This is a genomic window from Halioglobus sp. D3-4 (genome assembly GCF_055809315.1).
In genome coordinates this window covers 4,849,586-4,870,027 of sequence record NZ_CM147907.1, presented here as the reverse complement: position 1 = coordinate 4,870,027, position 20,442 = coordinate 4,849,586, and the positions used below count along the sequence as shown (strand labels likewise).

The 20,442-nt window shown below is 56.8% G+C and carries 18 protein-coding genes and 1 tRNA gene; 9 read left to right on the top strand and 10 right to left on the bottom strand.

Going from position 1 to position 20,442, the window contains the following annotated elements:
* Window position 1 precedes the first annotated feature (1 nt).
* Together AC0L6S_RS21480 and AC0L6S_RS21475 are read left to right on the top strand one after the other, a co-directional pair.
* Window positions 2-331, top strand: coding sequence for a hypothetical protein (locus AC0L6S_RS21480; RefSeq protein ID WP_473426152.1), 330 nt, complete (start codon window positions 2-4; stop codon window positions 329-331).
* Between the two features lie 440 nt (window positions 332-771).
* Window positions 772-2,793: an acyltransferase family protein gene (locus AC0L6S_RS21475; protein WP_473426151.1), complete on the top strand. Its 2,022-nt coding sequence runs from the start codon at window positions 772-774 to the stop codon at window positions 2,791-2,793.
* 164 nt (window positions 2,794-2,957) lie between these two features.
* On the opposite strand, the gene AC0L6S_RS21470 is transcribed toward AC0L6S_RS21475, so the two are convergent.
* The 7 genes from AC0L6S_RS21470 to rlmE form a co-directional block, all read right to left on the bottom strand.
* Window positions 2,958-3,043: transfer RNA gene (locus tag AC0L6S_RS21470), tRNA-Leu, on the bottom strand.
* Between the two features lie 18 nt (window positions 3,044-3,061).
* The gene (secG, locus tag AC0L6S_RS21465) at window positions 3,062-3,445 is read right to left on the bottom strand and encodes a preprotein translocase subunit SecG (RefSeq protein ID WP_473426150.1); all 384 of its coding nucleotides are present in this window, start codon (window positions 3,443-3,445) and stop codon (window positions 3,062-3,064) included.
* Between the two features lie 40 nt (window positions 3,446-3,485).
* Entirely contained in the window at window positions 3,486-4,232 is a 747-nt protein-coding gene (gene tpiA, locus AC0L6S_RS21460) for a triose-phosphate isomerase (RefSeq protein ID WP_473426149.1), read from the bottom strand.
* A gap of 109 nt (window positions 4,233-4,341) precedes the next feature.
* Window positions 4,342-5,691 (bottom strand): phosphoglucosamine mutase, encoded by a 1,350-nt coding sequence (gene glmM / locus AC0L6S_RS21455; RefSeq protein ID WP_473426148.1) that lies wholly within the window; start codon window positions 5,689-5,691, stop codon window positions 4,342-4,344.
* The gene (gene folP / locus AC0L6S_RS21450) at window positions 5,688-6,554 is read right to left on the bottom strand and encodes a dihydropteroate synthase (RefSeq protein ID WP_473426147.1); all 867 of its coding nucleotides are present in this window, start codon (window positions 6,552-6,554) and stop codon (window positions 5,688-5,690) included. The genes glmM and folP overlap by 4 nt, the downstream gene beginning before the upstream one ends.
* Window positions 6,555-6,577: 23 nt before the next feature.
* Complete coding sequence (gene ftsH / locus AC0L6S_RS21445) at window positions 6,578-8,497, bottom strand: ATP-dependent zinc metalloprotease FtsH (protein WP_473428672.1); 1,920 nt, start codon at window positions 8,495-8,497, stop codon at window positions 6,578-6,580.
* Between the two features lie 325 nt (window positions 8,498-8,822).
* Complete coding sequence (gene rlmE, locus AC0L6S_RS21440; protein ID WP_473426146.1) at window positions 8,823-9,449, bottom strand: 23S rRNA (uridine(2552)-2'-O)-methyltransferase RlmE; 627 nt, start codon at window positions 9,447-9,449, stop codon at window positions 8,823-8,825.
* Between the two features lie 90 nt (window positions 9,450-9,539).
* Between rlmE and AC0L6S_RS21435 the strand changes: the two genes are divergently transcribed.
* The 3 genes from AC0L6S_RS21435 (at window position 9,540) to AC0L6S_RS21425 (ending at window position 11,344) form a co-directional block, all read left to right on the top strand.
* Window positions 9,540-9,851, top strand: coding sequence for a YhbY family RNA-binding protein (locus AC0L6S_RS21435; protein ID WP_473426145.1), 312 nt, complete (start codon window positions 9,540-9,542; stop codon window positions 9,849-9,851).
* Between the two features lie 63 nt (window positions 9,852-9,914).
* Window positions 9,915-10,259, top strand: a complete 345-nt coding sequence (locus AC0L6S_RS21430) for a hypothetical protein (RefSeq protein WP_473426143.1) — start codon at window positions 9,915-9,917, stop codon at window positions 10,257-10,259.
* 242 nt (window positions 10,260-10,501) lie between these two features.
* Window positions 10,502-11,344, top strand: coding sequence for an enoyl-CoA hydratase/isomerase family protein (locus AC0L6S_RS21425; protein ID WP_473426142.1), 843 nt, complete (start codon window positions 10,502-10,504; stop codon window positions 11,342-11,344).
* Window positions 11,345-11,363: 19 nt separating this feature from the next.
* Here AC0L6S_RS21425 and greA read toward each other — a convergent pair whose 3' ends face one another.
* Genes greA through carA form a run of 3 tightly spaced genes read right to left on the bottom strand, consistent with a single transcriptional unit; the run spans window position 11,364 to window position 16,207 of the window.
* Complete coding sequence (gene greA, locus AC0L6S_RS21420; protein WP_473426141.1) at window positions 11,364-11,840, bottom strand: transcription elongation factor GreA; 477 nt, start codon at window positions 11,838-11,840, stop codon at window positions 11,364-11,366.
* Window positions 11,837-15,058 carry a carbamoyl-phosphate synthase large subunit gene (gene carB, locus AC0L6S_RS21415; RefSeq protein WP_473426140.1) on the bottom strand — a complete coding sequence of 1,074 codons (3,222 nt, stop codon included), beginning with the start codon at window positions 15,056-15,058 and terminating at the stop codon, window positions 11,837-11,839. The genes greA and carB overlap by 4 nt, the downstream gene beginning before the upstream one ends.
* Before the next feature lie 6 nt (window positions 15,059-15,064).
* Window positions 15,065-16,207 carry a glutamine-hydrolyzing carbamoyl-phosphate synthase small subunit gene (carA, locus tag AC0L6S_RS21410; protein WP_473426139.1) on the bottom strand — a complete coding sequence of 381 codons (1,143 nt, stop codon included), beginning with the start codon at window positions 16,205-16,207 and terminating at the stop codon, window positions 15,065-15,067.
* Between the two features lie 383 nt (window positions 16,208-16,590).
* Here carA and AC0L6S_RS21405 point away from each other — a divergent pair, with 383 nt between their 5' ends.
* Genes AC0L6S_RS21405 through AC0L6S_RS21390 form a run of 4 tightly spaced genes read left to right on the top strand, consistent with a single transcriptional unit; the run spans window position 16,591 to window position 20,438 of the window.
* Window positions 16,591-17,415, top strand: a complete 825-nt coding sequence (locus AC0L6S_RS21405) for an SDR family NAD(P)-dependent oxidoreductase (RefSeq protein ID WP_473426138.1) — start codon at window positions 16,591-16,593, stop codon at window positions 17,413-17,415.
* On the top strand, window positions 17,412-18,074 hold the full coding sequence (locus tag AC0L6S_RS21400; RefSeq protein ID WP_473426137.1) for a TetR/AcrR family transcriptional regulator: 663 nt from the start codon (window positions 17,412-17,414) through the stop codon (window positions 18,072-18,074). Before AC0L6S_RS21405 ends, AC0L6S_RS21400 begins: the two co-directional genes overlap by 4 nt.
* Before the next feature lie 15 nt (window positions 18,075-18,089).
* Window positions 18,090-19,205: an acyl-CoA dehydrogenase family protein gene (locus AC0L6S_RS21395; RefSeq protein WP_473426136.1), complete on the top strand. Its 1,116-nt coding sequence runs from the start codon at window positions 18,090-18,092 to the stop codon at window positions 19,203-19,205.
* A gap of 30 nt (window positions 19,206-19,235) precedes the next feature.
* Window positions 19,236-20,438, top strand: coding sequence for an acyl-CoA dehydrogenase family protein (locus AC0L6S_RS21390; RefSeq protein ID WP_473426135.1), 1,203 nt, complete (start codon window positions 19,236-19,238; stop codon window positions 20,436-20,438).
* Window positions 20,439-20,442: the final 4 nt, after the last annotated feature.

Sequence of the window (20,442 nt, the reverse complement as noted above, 5' to 3'; positions counted from 1 at the left end):
GATGAAGTATCTGACCACGGGGCTAGTTGCACTTGCCCTGCTCGCTGGCTGCTCTTCCCAGGCGCCAGCACCCCAGAAAGAAGTACAGGCCAACCTCGCCAAATCCGTCGATTGCAGCACCGCACAAGCTGACATCAAAACACTGAACAGCGAGAAAGCGCGCACGTCTCAGGAAATTGCAGACGGCGCCGGTTCCATTATTCCAATCGGCGCTGTAGCGCATATGTTTGGCGGCAGTGAGAAGGAAAGTTTCGAAATTGGTACCGGTGAGTACAACAAGAAGCTTGACGCCAAGATCGCAGAGATCAAGAAGCAGTGTAATATTCAGTAAGCGCCATGCCTGCAGACGGGGCTTGTCTGGCTGCCAGAGCTCCGGAGTAGCGAAGGCAACCGACACTCCGTAAAGTGCGCATCGCCAAGCAGCAGGTGACGAGTACCGATAGGCGCTCCTCACAGAAGGCAACTGCTTGCTGAAAGGCTTTCATCCAGGCTTCATCCAGCCCCCACCCCCGCTCATTACTGCGCGGCGTGGTGAGCGGTTGCGTCTTGGACGCCGCTAATGTTGGCGCTGTCTCTAAACCATCATGTCAGCCTACTTCGCACCTCTGAGTAGAAATTTGGCAAGTAGTCAGTTTTGCTGGGGTAGAATTCGAACATTATACGCGGAGTCCCCGAGTCACTCATGGACGAAACCCTGCCCTGCACTGTTAGAACAGCTGAATATTTCCACGCAGCTTTTTCCGGTGCTAACTTGAACATCACCCGGACCCAATGAAGTACAGGCGAGAAATAGATGGGCTGCGCGCTCTCGCTGTACTACCCGTAATACTGTTTCACGCAGGGTTTCCCGCCTTCAGCGGCGGGTTTGTCGGTGTCGATGTATTCTTCGTCATCAGCGGTTATCTGATAACCACCATTATCTTGTCAGAGATGGAAGAGGATAAATTCTCCATCCTCCACTTCTACGACCGAAGGGCACGAAGAATTATTCCAGCGCTGTTCCTGGTGCTTCTGGTATCAACACTACTCGCACTCTTATGGCTGCCTCCTTCCCATATGAAGGACTACTCAGAGAGCCTGATCGCTGTTTCGCTCTTTTCATCGAACATCCTGTTCTGGCAGGAAACCGGCTACTGGGACATTGAAAATGAATTGAAGCCGCTGTTACACACATGGAGCCTGGCCGTTGAGGAGCAGTACTATATCCTTTTCCCGTTGTTCCTCATTCTGTTGTGGCGTCTCGGGAAGCGCTGGATTCTCATCTCCTTTTTCTCAATCGCCCTGGCAAGCCTTTTGCTTTCACAGTGGGCCTCGACCAGAGATGCCTCCGCAAACTTTTTCCTGTTGCCGACGCGGGGCTGGGAACTGGCCATAGGCGCTGGTATCGCCTTCTATTTTCTGTACCGAAAAGCGCTTATCGACTCCATGCTTTCTCACAATGCCGTCGACGACGTGATGGGCTGGGCCGGACTCTCACTGATCGCGTATGCCGTTCTCACTTTTGACGAACACACGCCCTTCCCCGGCTTCTATGCGCTGCTCCCAACCGTCGGCACCGCTCTGGTAATCATTTTTGCCTCCAGCAAAACAACGGCGGGAAAACTACTGGGCTCGAAGTTACTGGTAGGCATAGGGCTGATCAGTTACAGCGCCTATCTCTGGCATCAGCCACTGTTTGCGTTTGCAAGGCATACCAGCCCCTACGAGCCAGGCTTCACCATCCTGTCAGCACTATCACTGCTGTCACTGGCACTGGCATTCCTCAGTTGGAAATACGTAGAGGCGCCATTCAGGCGCAGGAGCAACTTTTCCAGAACACAGGTTTTTACTGGCACCGCTTTAGGTTCAGTCGCGTTTATTGCGTTTGGCACGCTCGGATATTTCACAAACGGTTTCGAGGGCAGGTTTGAGAAGGCGTTTGTTAATAGTATTAATTCAGCAAAGCAAATGACGAAAGTGAAGGATCTGTGTCGGGACAGTTGGCTCGAAGGCCGCAATCGCTATTGCCTATTGGTACAAGGGGGGGCGCATTCAGCTGCCCTGTTTGGGGACTCGCATGCGACGGTGCTGGCAGAAGAGCTTCAACAGGCTTTCTCACGAACAGATACCGGGCTGCTGATGATCGCTGAGTTTGCCTGCCCTCCGGTTACAGGTGTTTACCGGGCCGACACGGCGGATAGAACAATCTGTTATGACCACAATAATAAGGCCTACGAATACCTCATTAACGATGACAACATTACGCATGTCATTCTGGCGGCGCGCTGGACGCTCGGAATGGAAGGCACCCGATTCGACAACAAGGAGGGCGGCAAAGAGCGCGGAAGAAAGCCCCACCTGGATATTGTTGAAGACGATATGTATTTGTACCACGAGAAATATGAGCACCGTGATTTGATCGCACAGCGCTATATCGACTCTGTTGAAACCCTGCTGGATGCAGGAAAGACCGTCATCCTGATATATCCAATACCCGAGGCAGGATGGAATGTACCGGACTATCTGACTCACCACTATCAAAGCGAATCGTACTCCGGGCTTGATAATTCTGTCGCCTCGACAAGCTACGAGGCTTTCCTGGAACGCAACCAGAGAACCATCAACGCTTTGGACACCATAGAGCCAAATGAAAACCTGGTGAGAATCTATCCAGGAAAAATATTCTGTAACTCAGTGCTGACGGGGCGGTGTATTACCCACGAAGACGGAGAAATTTTCTACCGCGACGATGACCACCTGTCATCCGCAGGTGCCAGAAAAATCGTGCGAAAGATCATCGGGCAGTTTGAATAGCAGCCGATGGCAACAGCAGGTGTCCATGCGCAGTGTAAGTCGCTCTCGCCCCTCTTTATTCCACGAACAGGAATAGATACAGCGCTTCGGGTGGTAAGCAGACACAAAAAACCCAGCTATTGCTGGGCTTCAAGGGTTTCATGTAATTTCCTGAAACATTGATATGGTGCCGAAGGCGGGACTTGAACCCGCACGAGCATAGCTCACCACCCCCTCAAGATGGCGTGTCTACCAATTCCACCACTTCGGCTAAAAACTTCCGGTTATCTCAATCCAACTGAGGCAGGTCTTCCCCGCCGGGTGCTGTTGCAGCTGGCGGCGTATCATCCAGAACGGGCAACTCGCCCTCTGTTGCCGGTGCCACCATCTCAGCTTTCACATTCGTGGGTATCGCCAGGCCCAGGTCGTCCTCGACGACGGAGCGCTGGTTCGCCAGTAAGGCCAGTCCAAAACTACTCGCAAAAAACAGTACCACCAACCAAGCCGTGGCCTTGGTCAATACATTGCTGCCGCCGTCGCTGCCAAACAGCGTCTGCGAGCCCCCGGCACCAAATGATGCACCCATGTCTGCGCCCTTGCCCTGCTGCAGCATGATCAGCCCGATGATCGCTAACGCGATAACCAGGTGCACTGCCAAAATGATCTGTTCCATAACTATCGAGTCCCTCCAGGGGACATTGTCGAATCGCTTGTTACGCCGCTGCGGCGGCTATAATCGCTGTAAAATCTGCTGCCTTCAACGCCGCTCCACCCACCAGTGCACCGTCAATATCCGGCTGTGCGAATAATTGCGCGGCATTATCCGCCTTTACACTACCGCCGTACAACAGTCGCGTAGCCTCGGCGCCCACGCCTTCAATACCGCCCAGGCAGGCGCGAATACACTCGTGCATCTCCTGGGCCTGTTCCGGTGTCGCGGTCAGCCCGGTGCCAATAGCCCAGACCGGTTCGTACGCCACCACCAGAGACTCCAGATTGGCCTGCCCCTGCAGGGCGCCCTCCAACTGGGCACTGACCACACGCTGCGCCTCACCTGCCTCACGTTGTTCGCGCGTTTCTCCAACACAAACAATGGGTTGCAGCCCCGCCTCAACCGCTACCGCCACCTTGGCGGCGACTAGCGCATCGGATTCACCATGATACTGGCGTCGCTCCGAGTGCCCCAGTATGACCCAGCGACATCCCAACTCAGCGAGCATCCCAGGCGCGACCTCACCGGTATACGCGCCGGACAGCATATGGCTGCAATCCTGTGCCCCGACTGAAATCGCGGACGCTGCACACAACTCCAGCACCTGGGGAAGATGTACATACGTGGGGCAAACAGCCACTTCAGTCCCGGCCACTGCCGACCCGCTCAACAGGCCGTCCAACAGCGAATTGATACTGGCCCTGGATCCGTTCATCTTCCAGTTACCAACAACCAGAAGCTGGCGCATCATGATCTCCGGGTGAAAAAAGCGGCGGCAATCTTAACCAAGATAGCCGCCTGTGACAAGGAAGTTCCGGATGGAATTGAGCCACGGCGCTGCACACGCCGTCGCTGCATCAGGCGAGAATCCGCTCGACTTCGGTGGCCAACTCCGCACACAGCTGCGGAACCTGGTCGGGACAGCGACCCTCCACCATAACCCGTACCTTGGGCTCGGTACCGGAAGGGCGCAGCAGAACCCTGCCCTCCGCCCCCAGGCGCTGCTCCATCGCTGCTACAGCGGTGGTCAATGCGGGGTATTGTGTCAGGTCAACCCTGCCGCCGATTTCGACGTTGATCATGGTCTGTGGATACATGGTAATACCAGCGCGTAATGCAGCCAGATCACCCTGCGCTGCCTGTAGCGCCATCAACACCTGCAGGGAGGCGACGATGCCATCGCCCGTGGTGGTGACATCGGAGCAAATGATATGACCCGATGACTCCCCACCGAGATGCCAACCGTTCGCTTCCATGGCAGCCTTCACGTAGCGATCGCCCACCTGCGCGCGCTCAAACTGCAGACCGGCTTTCTTCAGAGCCATTTCAAGCCCCAGGTTCGACATCTGCGTGCCCACGACGCCGGCATCGCTGTGGCCATTTGCCAGGCGGTGCATCGCAATGATATACACCAGCTCATCACCGTCGATGACCTCGCCTGTGCTGTCCGTCATCAGTACTCGGTCGCCATCGCCATCGTAGGCGATGCCGATATCGGCATTGTGCTGCCTCACAAGTTTCGACAGCGCGGCCATATCGGTGGAGCCTACGCCCTCATTGATATTGAAACCGTCAGGCTCTGCTCCCATGGTGACCACTTCTGCACCGAGTTCACTCAGCACAGCGGGTGCGATGTGGTAGGTGGCACCGTGCGCACAATCCACCGCAATACGCAGACCGCGCAGGCTGAAACCCTCAGGTACCGTAGATTTGCAAAATTCGATATAGCGGCCGGTAGCATCCTCTACCCGCACCACCTTGCCGATCTGCCGCGAGGCAACGGTGGTTAACTCCAGCTCCATTTCAGCTTCGATTGCATGCTCTATCTCATCGGAAAGCTTGGAGCCATTGGCACCAAAAAATTTGATACCGTTGTCGTAGAAGGGGTTGTGTGAGGCGCTGATAACAATACCGGCCTCCGCATTCTGTTTGCGGGTCATCAGCGCAACAGCGGGGGTCGGCATGGGGCCCAGGAGCTTCACATTGACGCCAGCGGAAACCAGCCCGGCTTCCAATGCAGACTCAAACATATAGCCCGAAACACGCGTATCCTTGCCGATAATCACCAGGCAACCGCCCTCGCGATTAAACTCGCGCGTGAAGACGCGACCACAGGCCCAGCCCAACTTGAGCATGAAATCCGGCGTGATGGGAAACTCACCCACTTTGCCGCGGATACCATCGGTCCCAAAATAGCGTTTCGTCATAACTCCCCCAGATCTTGTAGCGCCGACCACATCGCAACAGCGTCTGCAGTAGCGGCAACATCGTGCGCTCTTATTATCGTAGCACCACGCTCCACTGCCATAACCGCCAACGCCAGGCTCGCTGGCAGGCGCTCGCCTGTATCCCGACCCAACAGTTTGCCAATCATAGATTTACGCGACAGCCCAACCAACAAAGGGAAGCCCAGGGCGGCCAGTTGCGGCAAACCCCGCAGCAGTTGTAAGTTGTGGCTGACGGTCTTGCCAAACCCGAAGCCGGGGTCGAGTAGCAATCTTTCCCGCACTATACCCAGTCGCTCACACGCTGCCACCCTGTCGAGTAGCAAATCTCTGACCTGCGTCACAACATCGACATATTGTGGCGCCAACTGCATATTGTCCGGCTCGCCCTGCATGTGCATCAGGCAAATAGGTAGATCGGTAGATGCAGCAGCTTCAAGTGCTCCAGCGCGAGTGAGTGCTCGCACGTCATTGATCATACCGGCGCCGGCCAATGCAGCCGCGCGCATTAGCGCCGGCGTACTGGTATCGACAGAAACGACCACCGCCAGTTCTGCAGTAATGCGCTCTACCAGTGGCAGAACCCTGTCCATTTCCTCATCTGGCGTCACCGGCTGGGCACCGGGCCGGGTGGATTCACCACCGATATCCAGGATGGCCGCCCCAGCCTCCACCATCTCGCGGGCACGTGCCATGGCGCGATCAATATCCAGCCGGGAACAGCTGTACAGCGTACCGCCGTCGGAGAATGAATCGGGTGTAGTATTGATGACACCCATGACCAGAGGGCGCGTCAAATCGAGGCTGCGCCCGGCGCAATCAAGCGTCGGGCGGCGTTGTGGCATGGCGTCTGACACTACAACCGAGGTCAATGCTCCCCGGCGGGACCACCTATCGGCCTGTCGGAGGTGTCCTCGGATGTGGCGCTAACATCGGCACCGGGCGTTGGATCGCCACCGGAATCACCCCAGTCTCTGGGCTCTCGCGCCGGACGCCCCGCCATAATGTCTTCGATCTGATCAGAATCGATTGTTTCATATAACATCAATGCCTCGGCCATGAGGTGCAATTTCTCGACGTTCTCCTCCAGTATTTGCTGGGCAGTGGCATAACATTCATCGATGATTCGACGCACCTCGTGATCGATTTCCTTGGCGGTCTCGCCGGATACAGCCAAGTGATTCTGGCCGGCGCTGCGCCCCAGGAAGACCTCTTCGCTGCCTTCTTCGTACATCAGCGGGCCCATCTTGTCCGACAGCCCCCACTTGGTGACCATCTTGCGGGCAATCTCTGTCGCGCGCTCGATATCATTCGATGCACCGGTGGTCACGCCGTCTTTCCCGAGCGTCATTTCCTCTGCGATACGCCCGCCAAAGAGACTGCAGATCTGACTGATAATAAACCGGCGACTGTGGCTGTAGCGATCTTCCTCGGGCAGGAACATTGTCACGCCCAGTGCCCTTCCGCGTGGAATAATACTCACCTTGTAGACCGGATCGTGCTCCGGCACCAGGCGGCCGACGATTGCGTGGCCCGCCTCGTGGTAAGCCGTGTTGCGCTTTTCATTCTCCGACATAACCATCGATTTGCGCTCAGCGCCCATCATGATTTTGTCCTTGGCAAGTTCAAACTGGCTCATACCGACAGTGCGAACATTGCCGCGCGCTGCGAACAAAGCGGCTTCGTTGACCAAGTTAGCGAGGTCTGCGCCAGAAAACCCCGGTGTACCGCGTGCAATCTTGGAAGGTTCCACATCCTCTGCCAGCGGCACCTTGCGCATGTGCACTTTCAGTATCTGCTCGCGACCGCGAATATCGGGCAGGCTCACCACCACCTGGCGGTCGAAACGCCCCGGGCGCAGCAGCGCGGGATCCAGCACATCCGGGCGGTTAGTGGCAGCAATCACAATCACACCGTCGTTCACCTCAAAGCCATCCATCTCCACCAGCAACTGGTTGAGTGTCTGCTCGCGCTCATCGTGACCTCCACCGAGGCCTGCGCCACGGTGACGACCCACAGCGTCGATTTCATCGATGAAGATAATGCAGGGCGACTGCTTTTTCGCCTGATCGAACATATCGCGCACGCGGGAGGCACCCACGCCGACAAACATTTCGACAAAGTCAGAGCCCGAGATCGAGAAAAACGGTACTTTAGCCTCGCCGGCAATCGCCTTGGCAAGCAGTGTTTTACCGGTACCCGGCTGGCCCACCATCAGCACGCCGCGAGGGATGCGCCCACCCAGCTTCTGGAAACGGCTGGGATCGCGCAGGAACTCCACCAGTTCCTGTACATCCTGCTTGGCTTCATCTACGCCGGCAACATCGGCGAAGGTGGTGGTAATCTGATCTTCGCCCAGCAATTTTGCTTTGCTTTTACCAAAGCTCATGGGGCCGCCGCGGCCGCCGCCACCGCCCTGCATCTGGCGCATGAAAAACATGAAAACGGCGATAATAATAAGGATGGGGAAGCTCGCCACCAGCAACTGCGTCCACACACTCTGCTGTTCGGGCTTGCGGCCCTCAACTTCAACCTTGTGCTCAAGCAGGTCATCGATCAGTTTCGGATCTTCGACCATGGGTCGAATGGTCTCAAAACGGGTGCCGTCATAGCGCTCGCCCGAGATCGTCAAACCGTCTACGACGACTTTTTTCACCTGATCGTTCTGAATCTCGGTAATCAACTCTGAGTAGCCGACCTGTTCGGTCGCACCCTGCATATTAAAATTGTTGAAGACCGACAAGAGTACTGCCGCGATCACCAACCAGAGCAATAAATTTTTAACCATAGTGTTCAATACCGTTTCCTCACGGGAAAATTTCGCCAGCTTTAGCTCTGACGCCGCCTACGGGCGGAGTCGGGGACTGTTGCGACAGCCTCACGGGTGTCGAATTCACACCCAATCCCCTTGAATTCTGATGGGTGATGCGCGGATAAACAGCGCGACTCGAAGCTTTACGCGCTATTCAAGCGCGCCCTTTCTGCCAATTTACTACAATTGGGGCGATCCCACCATATTTCAAGCATGTTCGTAGCGACCAACTGTGCGCTAGATCCGCCGTCGATTCGGCCGTTGAGGCTGACTCTGCCCCCCGCGCTGGGCGGTACCGGGCCTACTGCCCCCGAAACTCTGTCGCCACCATGTAGACCTCTCTGGAGCGCGGCCTGGAGGCCTTGGGTTTTCGCGTCACTACTTTCGCAAATGCCCCCTTTGTCTGTCTGAAGACCTCATCGAAGCCCTCTCCGTGAAACACCTTGGCGACAAACGCACCGTTCGGAGCCAGCACCTGCTGCGCCATATCCAGCGCCAGTTCCACCAGATACATGGCGCGCGGCTGATCTACGGCATACACACCGCTCATATTCGGCGCCATATCTGAAATCACCACATCCACCGGCTTGCCATCAAGCGCCTCAATAATCTGCGAGAAAGCCTCATCTTCGGTAAAGTCGCCCTGAATAAAGGTGACACCATCCAGCGCATCCATCGGCAGGATATCCGAGGCGATCACCTTCCCGCTTTCACCCACCTGCTCCAGCGCCACCTGCGACCAGCCGCCGGGCGCGCTCCCCAGGTCCAACACTGTCATACCGCGGCGCAGCAGCCTGTCTTTCTCCTGCAGTTCAAGCAATTTGTAGCAGGCCCGAGAGCGATAGCCCTCGCGCTGGGCCTGCTGCACATAGGGGTCATCACGGTGCTCTTTTAACCATGCTTTACTGGAGGATTTTTTTTTCGCCATTGGAAGTCACTGTAATTTCAGTTTCGTGCGTGAGAGGGCTTGTGTAGAATGGCCCGCCCCCGCTGGCGGCCATTGTACCTTGGAACTGTAATGAGTAAGAAAGCAAATCAAGATATCAAACAACTGCGCGCGATTGGGCACAAGCTGAAACCCGTCGTCACGGTCGCCGGCAAGGGCCTCAGCGAGAACGTGATCGCGGAACTGGACAGAGCCCTGACGGACCACGAGCTAATCAAGGTCAAGTTGGCGGTGGGATCGCGCGAGGCTCGCGTGGAAATGGCGCAGCAGATTACCGCGCAGTTTGGCGCAGAGCTGGTACAGAGTGTTGGCAATATTATCCTGTTACTGCGCCGCTCACCCACGCCCGATCCCCGGCTGTCCAATCTGATAAAGCCGGTTTAGCCCTCATTTCACAGAGCCCACACATTCGCTATGATGGGGCCTCTCCATTGTAGGCATTACGGTATGGGAGATATCCTCGAATTTCCTTCACAACAAGCGCAGGGCCTGGCGTATTTGGAGCGCCAGCTACGTGAATTACTCACTGCCAAAGGCGCGGATGAACAGCTGGTTGATTTCGCTGCCAGTCAGCTCACCAAAATGTATGCGCAACTGAGCGAATCCGAGCAGTACAGTTTTACGGTTGACCTTCCAGCACACCTGAGCGACGAGGAGCGCGACTGCCTGTACCGCCAGATCAACGCCGGACTAGAGGGCATACGTAAAGAAAACCACGCGTTGCTAGTCGGCATGCTGGCGCAACTGGTGCTGGCGCAGGTCAGGTTGTTTCAGTATGAGCGGCCGGAGTAGCGGTCGCGGCAGGCCCCTCACCGGTTAGGCGCAAGAGCCTGGTATTCAAGACAAAAAATAAATCTGCCCCGACTAGCCGAGTTGCGAATTATTGAGAAGGGCGACAGAATGCGTTTCTTGAACACGCTCATGCCACCGCTTGTGAGTGCCTTGAAGCATTCCGATGATGCCTCAAGCTTTACTGTCTTATCCAGAGGTGGTCCTGCAAATATACTCACCCTATCCGGAGCCGGTTGAACAGTATGAAACCTGAAGATTTCAAAGATATCATCTATTCCAAAGACGAAGCGGGCATCGTTACGCTGACCCTGAATACGCCCAAGCGCAAAAACGCCCTCAGCGCCGTAACATTTCTGGAGATCGCCTACGCGACTGACCACTTCCAGTCTGACGATTCTGCCTACGCGATGATATTGACGGGGGCAAAGGATCCAAATGCCGACGATCCGACCAAAGAGGCTTTCAGCAGCGGCGGCTACTTCAACCCTGATGCTTTTGAGGGGTTGGCTCCTGAGGTCATGGCGGAGATCGACCTGACCGATATCGCGCAAAAACGCACGACACTAAAAATGTACAACTGCGATAAACCCATTCTCGCAGCGATCAACGGGCTGGCTATCGGCGGAGCTGTTACACTGTGTCTGGCCGCGGCGGATCAGATTTATCTCTCCGAGCACGCCTGGCTGCAGCTGCCTTTCGCCAAGTTGGGGCTGGCGGCAGAGCTGGGGTCCACATTTTTCCTGCCGCGATTGCTGGGTTTTCAGAAAGCCAAGGAACTGCTGTTTTTTCCGGAACGCATCATTGCGCAGGAAGCAGTAGAACTGGGCATCGCCAACGCGGTAGTACCACACGATGAACTGCTGTCCTTCACCCGCGATAAAGCACTGAACCTGATTCCGCCAAAGGCGCCCCTGCTGTCCATCCGGGAGATGAAACGCTGCCTGCACCAGCCCTATGTGGCAGCTCTAAGTGAGGCACTGGATCAGGAAAATGCGGCGCTTGCGAAGACAATGGCCACCGAGGATTTTGGCGAAGGAATGATGGCACGCATAGAGCGCAGGCCACCGGTATTCAAAGGCAAATAGGACTTACGTCACGCGCGCTCTAGACGTGTCGCACCTGGTCGATTTCGTATTCGATGTCGCCACCGGGTGCCTTGACGATGACCACCTCACCCTCCTCCTTGCCGATCAGGGCACGGGCGATGGGCGAACCTACTGAGATCATGTGGCTCTTGATGTCGGCCTCATCCTCACCGACGATACGATAGGTCACGGTTTCGTCTGTTTCGAGGTTGATCAGGTCAACCGTCGTACCGAAGATCACCTTGCCGGTCTTGGGAATGGCAGTGATATCGATCACCTGGGCGTTGCCCAGCTTGCCTTCAATCTCCATGATGCGGCCTTCGGTGAAGCTCTGCTGCTCCCGCGCCGCGTGATACTCCGCGTTCTCTTTCAGGTCACCGTGCTCACGCGCCTCGGCAATTGCCTCGACAATGCGCGGTCGCTCCACTTTCTTGAGGCGCTCAAGTTCCTCCCGCAGCGCTGTTTCTCCGGCTTTTGTCATCGGAAACTTATTCATGCCTCAACTCTCCTGTGCAGATCCTGCAGGCGGCGCACCGTCATTTCGCCCTTGAATTTTAACGCCATGACAATCGCCTGCGCAGCCGTCAGAGTCGTGGTGTAGAACACCCTGTGCGCCTCAGCACTGGCACGAATGGATGAAGAATCCTCGATAGCGCGCCGCCCCTCCGTAGTATTGATAATAAAGTCTGCCTCGTCGTTCTTGATCATGTCGACAATATGCGGACGGCCCTCATGCACCTTGTACACATGACGCACCGTCAGGCCCGCCTCCTCCAGTACCCGCGCTGTGCCACTCGTTGCCGCCAACGTAAAGCCCAGCTCTGCAAGATCGCGAGCCACTCCAACGATGCCAGGTTTGTCCACATCGCGAACACTGATCAGGGCCGTACCGCTGCTGGGCGCGCCGCTACCTACGGCCAGCTCGGCTTTGGCAAAAGCTTCGGCAAAAGTGTCACCGACACCCATCACTTCACCGGTCGATTTCATCTCCGGCCCGAGAATCGGGTCGACGCCGGGGAATTTATTGAACGGCAACACCGCCTCTTTCACACAGTAATAGGAAGGCACGATCTCACGGTTAAAGCCCTGTTCGGCCAGTGTCTGTCCCGCCATACAGCGCGCCGCAACCTTGGCCAGCGAAACACCGATACTTTTTGACACGAACGGCACGGTACGCGAGGCACGAGGGTTGACCTCAATGACGTAGATTTCATTGTCCTGCCAGGCCAGCTGCACATTCATCAGGCCCTTGACGCCCAACTCCAGCGCCATCTTCTTCACCTGCTCGCGCATTTCGTCCTGCAGATCGGCATCAAGGCTGTACGGTGGCAGCGAACAGGCTGAGTCACCGGAGTGCACACCCGCCTGTTCGATATGTTGCATGATGGCGCCGATCACAACTTCACTGCCGTCACTGACGGCATCGATATCCACTTCAATTGCAGAGCTTAGAAAACTGTCCAACAGCACAGGCGACTCGTGCGAGACCTGCACTGCGTCGCGCATATACCGCAACAGATCCTCTTCTCGGTACACGATCTCCATGGCGCGACCGCCCAGTACATAAGAGGGGCGCACCACCAGCGGATAGCCGATATTGCTAGCGGCTTCCAGCGCGGCTTCCACACTGCGGACTGTGGTGTTCACCGGCTGCTTGAGATCCAACTTCTGGATCATCTGCTGGAAACGCTCGCGATCTTCTGCGCGATCGATGGCATCCGGGGTGGTACCTATAATGGGCACACCCTGCGCTTCCAGCGCGCGTGCCAGTTTCAGCGGTGTCTGGCCACCGAACTGCACGATCACACCCTTGGGCTTCTCCAGATCGACGATCTCGAGCACATCCTCCAGCGTCACCGGCTCGAAATACAGGCGATCTGAGGTATCGTAATCAGTAGAAACGGTTTCTGGATTACAGTTGACCATGATGGTCTCATAACCGTCTTCACGCAGCGCCAATGCGGCGTGCACACAGCAATAATCGAATTCAATACCCTGGCCAATGCGGTTGGGGCCTCCACCGAGAATCAGTATTTTGTCTCTGTCGCTAGGCGCTGCCTCGCACTCTTCCTCGTATGAGGAATACATATAAGCTGTCGCGGATGCGAATTCCGCAGCACAGGTGTCAACACGCTTGTAAACCGGACGCACACCCAGAGCCTGCCGATGCTGCCGTACCTGTGCTTCAGAGGCGGCCAGTAAGACGGCCAGGCGCTCGTCGGAAAAGCCTTTGCGCTTAAGGCCGAACATCTGCGCGTGATCAATCTCGGTGAGTTTGACCGCTTTCAATCTGTCCTCAGTGCTGATCAGGTCTTGAATTTGCACCAGGAACCAGGGGTCGATTCCCGAGTACTGATACACCTCATCCACACTCATCCCGGCGCGAAATGCATCGCCGACGAACCAGATACGGTTCGGCCCGGGATTGGTTAATTCCGCCACCAGTTCGCCACGCTGATCGGGGTCGTCGACATTGATCTGGTGTTCAAAGCCGGCCGAACTGACTTCGAGGCCGCGCAATGCTTTCTGCAGCGACTCCTGAAAAGTGCGGCCAATCGCCATCACTTCACCCACTGACTTCATCTGGGTGGTGAGGTGGCTGTCTGCCCCGCTGAATTTCTCAAACGCAAAACGTGGGATCTTGGTAACCACGTAGTCGATGGAGGGCTCGAACGAGGCCGGTGTAGCACCGCCGGTTATGTCATTCTGCAGTTCATCCAGAGTGAATCCAACGGCCAGCTTTGCCGCGACCTTGGCGATGGGAAATCCGGTTGCCTTCGAGGCCAGCGCAGAGGAGCGCGACACCCGCGGGTTCATCTCGATGATCACCATACGCCCGGTTTTCGGGTCCTGCCCGAATTGCACGTTGGAGCCACCGGTTTCCACACCGATTTCACGCAGCACCGCCAGCGAGGCGTTGCGCATGATCTGGTACTCCTTGTCGGTCAGCGTCTGGGCCGGGGCCACTGTGATGGAATCCCCGGTGTGTACGCCCATCGCATCGAAGTTTTCGATACAGCAGATGATGATGCAGTTGTCCTTTTTGTCGCGAACCACCTCCATCTCATACTCTTTCCAGCCGATCAGGGACTCGTCAATCAGCAACTCATTGGTGGGCGAGAGATCCAGCCCGCGCCGACAGATCGTTTCAAATTCAGTGCGGTTGTAGGCGATGCCGCCACCGGAACCACCCATGGTGAAAGAGGGGCGGATAATGCAGGGAAAGCCGATGGAATCCTGAACCTGAAAAGCTTCCTCCAGGCTGTGGGCCGTGGAAGAGCGCGGTGTCGCCAGACCAATGCGCTTCATTGCCTGATCAAATAACTGGCGATCCTCAGCCTTGTCGATGGCCTCTTTGGTCGCGCCGATCATCTCCACGCCGAACTTTTCCAGTATGCCTTCGCGCGCCAGGTCCAGGGCACAGTTAAGCGCGGTCTGGCCACCCATGGTGGGCAGCAGGGCATCGGGCCTTTCGACTTCAATTATTCGCGCCACTGTGCGCCATTCAATGGGCTCGATATAGGTCGCATCGGCCATCGCTGGATCGGTCATGATGGTGGCCGGATTGGAGTTCACCAGAATAACCCTGTAACCCTCTTCGCGCAGGGCTTTACAGGCCTGGGCACCGGAGTAATCGAATTCGCAGGCTTGCCCGATAACAATCGGGCCGGCGCCGATGATCAGGATGCTTTTTAAGTCGGTACGCTTCGGCATGATGGCTTACTTCTTCTCGGCGCGTGCGGTTATCAAATCAATAAAATGCCTGAATAGAGGGGCGGCATCATGAGGGCCGGGGCTGGCTTCCGGGTGCCCCTGAAAACTGAATGCAGGCTTGTCAGTGCGGTGAATGCCCTGCAGGCTGCCATCGAACAGCGACTTGTGCGTGGCGCGCAGGTTATCGGGCAGGCTCGCCTCATCCACTGCAAAACCGTGGTTCTGGCTGGTGATCAACACGGTTTCGTCATCGAGATTCTGCACCGGATGATTGGCACCGTGGTGACCAAACTTCATTTTGAGCGTGGTGGCACCACTGGCTAGCGCCAGCAACTGGTGACCCAGGCAGATGCCGAAGACTGGAATATCCGTCTCCAGAAACGCCTTGATCGCAGTTATCGCGTAATCGCAGGGCTCTGGATCTCCGGGGCCATTAGACAGGAAAATGCCATCCGGATTCATCGCCAGCACCTCCTCCGCGGGCGTCTGCGCCGGAACAACGGTAATGCGACAGCCCTGATCAACCAGCATACGCAGAATATTCCGTTTGACACCATAGTCGTAGGCGACGACATGCCAGGACAACTCCGCGTCCGAGCGCTCACGATGGCCGTCCTCCAGCGTCCAACTGCCTTCCCGCCAGCTGTATTTGGATGCGGCAGTGACCTCCTTCGCCAGATCCATGCCTTTGAGGCCAGCACACTCTCGCGCGCGTTTCAGGGCCTCATCCGTATCTACAGACTCCCCCGCCATCAAGCAGCCATTCAGGGCGCCTTTTTCACGCAGGATTCGCGTCAGTCGACGGGTGTCGATATCGGCAATCGCCACAATATTGCGCTGCTTGAGATACTCGGACAAACCCTGCTGATTGCGAAAGTTACTTGCCAGCAATGGCAGATCGCGAATCACCAGGCCGGTCGCCCAGATAGCAGAAGACTCCTCGTCTTCTGCATTGGTACCGGTATTGCCAATATGGGGGTAGGTAAGCGTAACAATCTGACGGGCGTAGGAGGGGTCTGTCAGGATTTCCTGATAGCCGCTCATCGCGGTATTGAATACCACCTCGCCCACCGAGGTACCAGTAGCACCGATTGCCAAACCTTTGAAAATACTACCGTCTTCAAGGGCTAAGATGGCCACAATGGACAAGAAAACCTCCGTCGGTCAGGGGCAAAATGCCAGTCGCGCGCTCGCAAAAAAGCGAGATGGGAAACCGCATCTCGCCTTTTTATCATAGAAATACAACTCAGGTTTACCACAGGGGTACACTGCAACCCGGTGCGCTGGCCGAGTGTGTGTAATCTGGCGTGGCATTGTAGGGGAAGGGCCTGAATGTGTCCAGACTCCTCAGCCCTATAAACTGCCCGACGAGCAGATTCGTCGGCTGTAATTCCTATACCCTTACGCTTAGTACGGCGACTCAGCGCAGACCCACGCAACCAGTACGACACCCAAAAAAGACCCTGTAAAGCAATTGCTTTAATATAAAAAGCGCCTATTATTACCTCACCTCAACCACTGCGGAGCGCATCATGGCATACGCAAAAGGCAAAATCGCTGTTATCACTGGCGCGGGTTCAGGCATCGGCCGCGCGCTGGCCATGCAATTAAACCGCGAAGGATGTGAACTGTTTCTGAGCGATATCAATTCCGACGCACTGAATGAAACCATCACAGCACTGCCGCTCAAGGATATTCCTGTCGATGCCGAGGTGCTGGACGTGGCCAGCAAAGAGGGCATGCATGCCTGGGCCGATCGAATAGGCAGCAGCAAGGGCCACGTGGATATCGTCATCAACAATGCCGGCGTAGCGCTGATGGCCAACGTCGAGGAAAGCAGCTACGAGGATCAGGAGTGGCTGATGGGCATCAATTTCTGGGGGGTCGTCTATGGCACACAGGCCTTCCTGCCGCTCCTGCGCAACTCTGCGCAAGGTCATCTGGTAAATCTGTCCTCGGTGTTCGGACTGATCGGCGTACCCACCCAGTCCGCCTATAACGCGGCAAAATTCGCGGTGCGCGGATACACCGAGGCGCTGCGTCAGGAAATGGCCGGAAGCAATGTGCATGTGTGCTGCGTTCACCCCGGTGGCATAAAGACCAATATTGCACGGGTCGCGCGCGGCGGTGACGAGAGCCTGACGCCCGAAGAGCGTGGCCGCGAATTTGAAAAACTCGCCAAGACCACCCCCGAGGTCGCCGCGCAAAAAATCATTCACGCGATCGAAAAGCGCAAGAAACGCCTACTGATCGGGCTGGACGCCGTCGTCATCTCTATTATCAGCCGCCTTTTCCCCGTGAGCTATACCCGTTTTATACTCGCGCTGGGTAACACTGAACAACTCAGGCGCAAATGACAGCACCCGCGCGCACAGCGGAAGAAAAAGGCGCGGATACACGCGAACGCCTTTTACTGACAGCGCTGAAATTGTACGCGACCGAGGGGCTGCATGCGGTCTCCCTGCGCCGCATCAGTACCGAGGCCGGCTCGAAAAACTCCGCCGCAATGCACTACCACTTCCACAACAAACTCGGTGTGGTAGAGGCGCTGGTAGAGTTGATCGCCCAGGAACTGCGCCACATCGCCGGTGCGCTGCGAACAGCGCAGACACCGGCACGCTCGCTGCGCAGCGCCTGCCGGGACACCCTGCTGCCGCTGGTACAGCTGCCGGCGCGACAGAACTGGGGTGCCAATGGCGTACAATTTCTGTCGCGACTGGTCAGCGAGAATGATGCAGACATCGCCACAATGGTCAACGCGGTGTTTGCACCGTTTTGGCAACACGTGGACCGGGCACTGGAATCACAGTTGCCCGACCTGCCAGCACCGGTGCGTCGACTGCGACTCATGTTTATGACCACCAACGTCCTGCACGGAATTGCAGAAGTAAGCTGGCTCACACACACTCCGCTGGGCGACCTCAGTGATTTCGACGAAGACACGCTGCTTGACCACCTGGTGGACTATCTGATTGGCGGGTTACAGGCCCCGAGCCTCACCGCTGTAAACCCCTGACCCGAGAGAGAGACGATGACCGATACCGCACCCGACCTGTTGTTCGACCTGACGCTGACAGACGAGCAGCGCATGAATCGCGAGAGCATGCAGCGCTTTGCTGCCGCAGAAATTCGCACGCGGGCAAAACCTGTTGACGAAGGTTCCAGTACAGCACAGGATTTTTACCCTGCAACGGCCGAGCTGGGGCTCACGCTACTGCCCATTCCAGAAGCGCTTGGTGGCGCCGGCGTCACACGCTCACCCACCTCGAATGCGCTGATTTTTGAAGACCTCTCCCACGGTGATCTGTCTCTGGCACTGGGGTCCATCACCCCGATGGCGTTTGTGAATACGCTGCTGGATCAGGGTTCGGACGCCCAGCGCGAAAAGTACCTGCCACTCTTTTGCAGTGGCGAGTTCAAAGCAGCCACCACCGCTCTGCTGGAACCGCGCGCGACCTTCGAGCCCTCTGCCCCCGCAACCACGGCAACTGCCAGCGGCGATGGGTTCAATCTGTCGGGCACAAAGAGTATGGTGCCGCTGGGTATGGATGCCGAATTGATGCTGGTCGCAGCACGGCTGGAAAACGGCGATGATGCGGCCTTCATCATCGAGGGCACTCCCGATGGCATGACCCGAACAGCGGAGTCCAATATGGGCCTACTCGGTGCGCAGCTCGCCACGGTGCAGTTCGACAATGTGCAACTGCCGGCGGACGCCCTGCTGGGCGACGGCGCCTTCGATCTGCAACGATTTACCGACCTGAGCCGCATCGGCCTCTGTGCACTGGCTGTCGGCACCTGCCAGGCGGTGCTGGATTATGTGAAACCGTATGTCAACGAGCGAGTGGCTTTTGGCGAACCCATCAGCAACCGCCAGTCCGTAGCTTTTATGGTGGCCGACATTGCCATTGAATTGGAGGCCATGCGGCTGATGACATGGCGCGCAGCCGCGCGCGCGGAGCAGGGCCTGGATTTTCACGAGCAGGCGTATCTGGCAAAAGTGTTCTGTGCGGAACACGCGATGAAAATCGGCACCGATGGCGTGCAGTTACTTGGCGGTCACGGCTTCTGCCGCGAGCACCCGGTGGAAATGTGGTATCGCAACCTACGTGCCATCGACATACTCGAAGGTGTCGCCAGCGTCTAAGCCCATACAATTTTTACAGGATTACACACTATGATTAATCTGGAACTCGCCAAAAAACACGAGGAAACCTTCAGCCAGGTGATGATGCTAGCTGAACACATGATCCGACCCTATTCACGCAAGTACGACAAGGAAGAGCACACCTATCCTAAAGAGATGGAAGAAGTTGCACAGCTGATCAGTGGTGCCCGCGCCTCGCAAACCAAAGGTTCGCGCGAGCCCATTCCCGAGGGCACGATCGTCAATGGCGGCAACATGGGCGCGGTCGTCGGCCTGTTCGGACTGTGCTGGGGCGATGTCGGCCTGTTTCTGGCCATGCCCGGTAGCGGACTGGGCAATGCCGCGATCACCGCCGTGGGCACACCCGAACAGGTCAAAAAATACGGTGGCAGCTATGCGGCCATGTGTATCACCGAGCCGGGCACCGGTTCTGACTCGGCCAACATCAATACCACGGCTGTTCTCGACGGTGACGAATGGGTACTCAACGGCGAGAAGATTTTTGTCACCGATGGCGAGCGCAGCGACACCCTGGTGGTGTGGGCGACGCTGGACAAATCCCTCGGCAAGGCGGCGATCAAATCCTTCATCGTGGAAAAGGGCACTCCAGGCTGCGAGGTGACACGACTGGAGCACAAACTGGGTATCCGCGCGTCCGATACCGCCTCTATCAGCTTTAATGACTGCCGTATTCCAAAGGACAATATCCTCGGCAGCGCAGAGGTCGCAACCGACGCGGAGGGCCGCAAAAAGGCCTTTGGCGGCGTGATGCAGACCTTTGACAACACCCGCCCACCCGTCGCTGCGATGGCGATCGGTACCTCGCGGGCCGCGCTGGACATGGCTCGCGAGCTATTAAAGGCAGAGGGCGTGGAGCTCAAGTTCGACAAGAAGCCCAGTAACCTCAGCGCGATAGAAGCCGAGCTTTGCCAGATGGAAGCCGAGTGGAATGCCGCCCGTTTGCTGGTCCTGAAGGCGGCGTGGATGGCGGACAACCGCACGCCGAACTCGATGGAGGCCTCCATGTGCAAGGCAAAAGCCGGACGAGTAGGCAATGCCATCACGCTGCGCTGTGTGGCCCTGTGCCAGAGTCTGGGCTACAGCGAAAATACCTTGCTGGAAAAATTTGCCCGCGATTCCAAAATCCTCGATATCTTCGAGGGAACGCAGCAGATCCAGCAGTTGATTGTCGCGCGCAGAGTGCTGGAGAAATCTTCTGCAGAGCTCAAGTAGCCCA

Excerpts from the sequence above, each read along its gene's own strand:
- glmM (WP_473426148.1), bottom strand. The coding sequence starts at position 5,691 with ATGACGAAACGCTATTTTGGGACCGATGGTATCCGCGGCAAAGTGGGT.
- AC0L6S_RS21395 (WP_473426136.1), top strand. The coding sequence starts at position 18,090 with ATGACCGATACCGCACCCGACCTGTTGTTCGACCTGACGCTGACAGAC.
- AC0L6S_RS21405 (WP_473426138.1), top strand. The coding sequence starts at position 16,591 with ATGGCATACGCAAAAGGCAAAATCGCTGTTATCACTGGCGCGGGTTCA.
- AC0L6S_RS21400 (WP_473426137.1), top strand. The coding sequence starts at position 17,412 with ATGACAGCACCCGCGCGCACAGCGGAAGAAAAAGGCGCGGATACACGC.
- AC0L6S_RS21390 (WP_473426135.1), top strand. The coding sequence starts at position 19,236 with ATGATTAATCTGGAACTCGCCAAAAAACACGAGGAAACCTTCAGCCAG.
- AC0L6S_RS21475 (WP_473426151.1), top strand. The coding sequence starts at position 772 with ATGAAGTACAGGCGAGAAATAGATGGGCTGCGCGCTCTCGCTGTACTA.
- rlmE (WP_473426146.1), bottom strand. The coding sequence starts at position 9,449 with ATGGCGAAAAAAAAATCCTCCAGTAAAGCATGGTTAAAAGAGCACCGT.
- folP (WP_473426147.1), bottom strand. The coding sequence starts at position 6,554 with ATGCCACAACGCCGCCCGACGCTTGATTGCGCCGGGCGCAGCCTCGAT.
- AC0L6S_RS21425 (WP_473426142.1), top strand. The coding sequence starts at position 10,502 with ATGAAACCTGAAGATTTCAAAGATATCATCTATTCCAAAGACGAAGCG.
- AC0L6S_RS21435 (WP_473426145.1), top strand. The coding sequence starts at position 9,540 with ATGAGTAAGAAAGCAAATCAAGATATCAAACAACTGCGCGCGATTGGG.
- secG (WP_473426150.1), bottom strand. The coding sequence starts at position 3,445 with ATGGAACAGATCATTTTGGCAGTGCACCTGGTTATCGCGTTAGCGATC.
- tpiA (WP_473426149.1), bottom strand. The coding sequence starts at position 4,232 with ATGCGCCAGCTTCTGGTTGTTGGTAACTGGAAGATGAACGGATCCAGG.
- ftsH (WP_473428672.1), bottom strand. The coding sequence starts at position 8,497 with ATGGTTAAAAATTTATTGCTCTGGTTGGTGATCGCGGCAGTACTCTTG.
- AC0L6S_RS21430 (WP_473426143.1), top strand. The coding sequence starts at position 9,915 with ATGGGAGATATCCTCGAATTTCCTTCACAACAAGCGCAGGGCCTGGCG.
- AC0L6S_RS21480 (WP_473426152.1), top strand. The coding sequence starts at position 2 with ATGAAGTATCTGACCACGGGGCTAGTTGCACTTGCCCTGCTCGCTGGC.
- carB (WP_473426140.1), bottom strand. The coding sequence starts at position 15,058 with ATGCCGAAGCGTACCGACTTAAAAAGCATCCTGATCATCGGCGCCGGC.
- greA (WP_473426141.1), bottom strand. The coding sequence starts at position 11,840 with ATGAATAAGTTTCCGATGACAAAAGCCGGAGAAACAGCGCTGCGGGAG.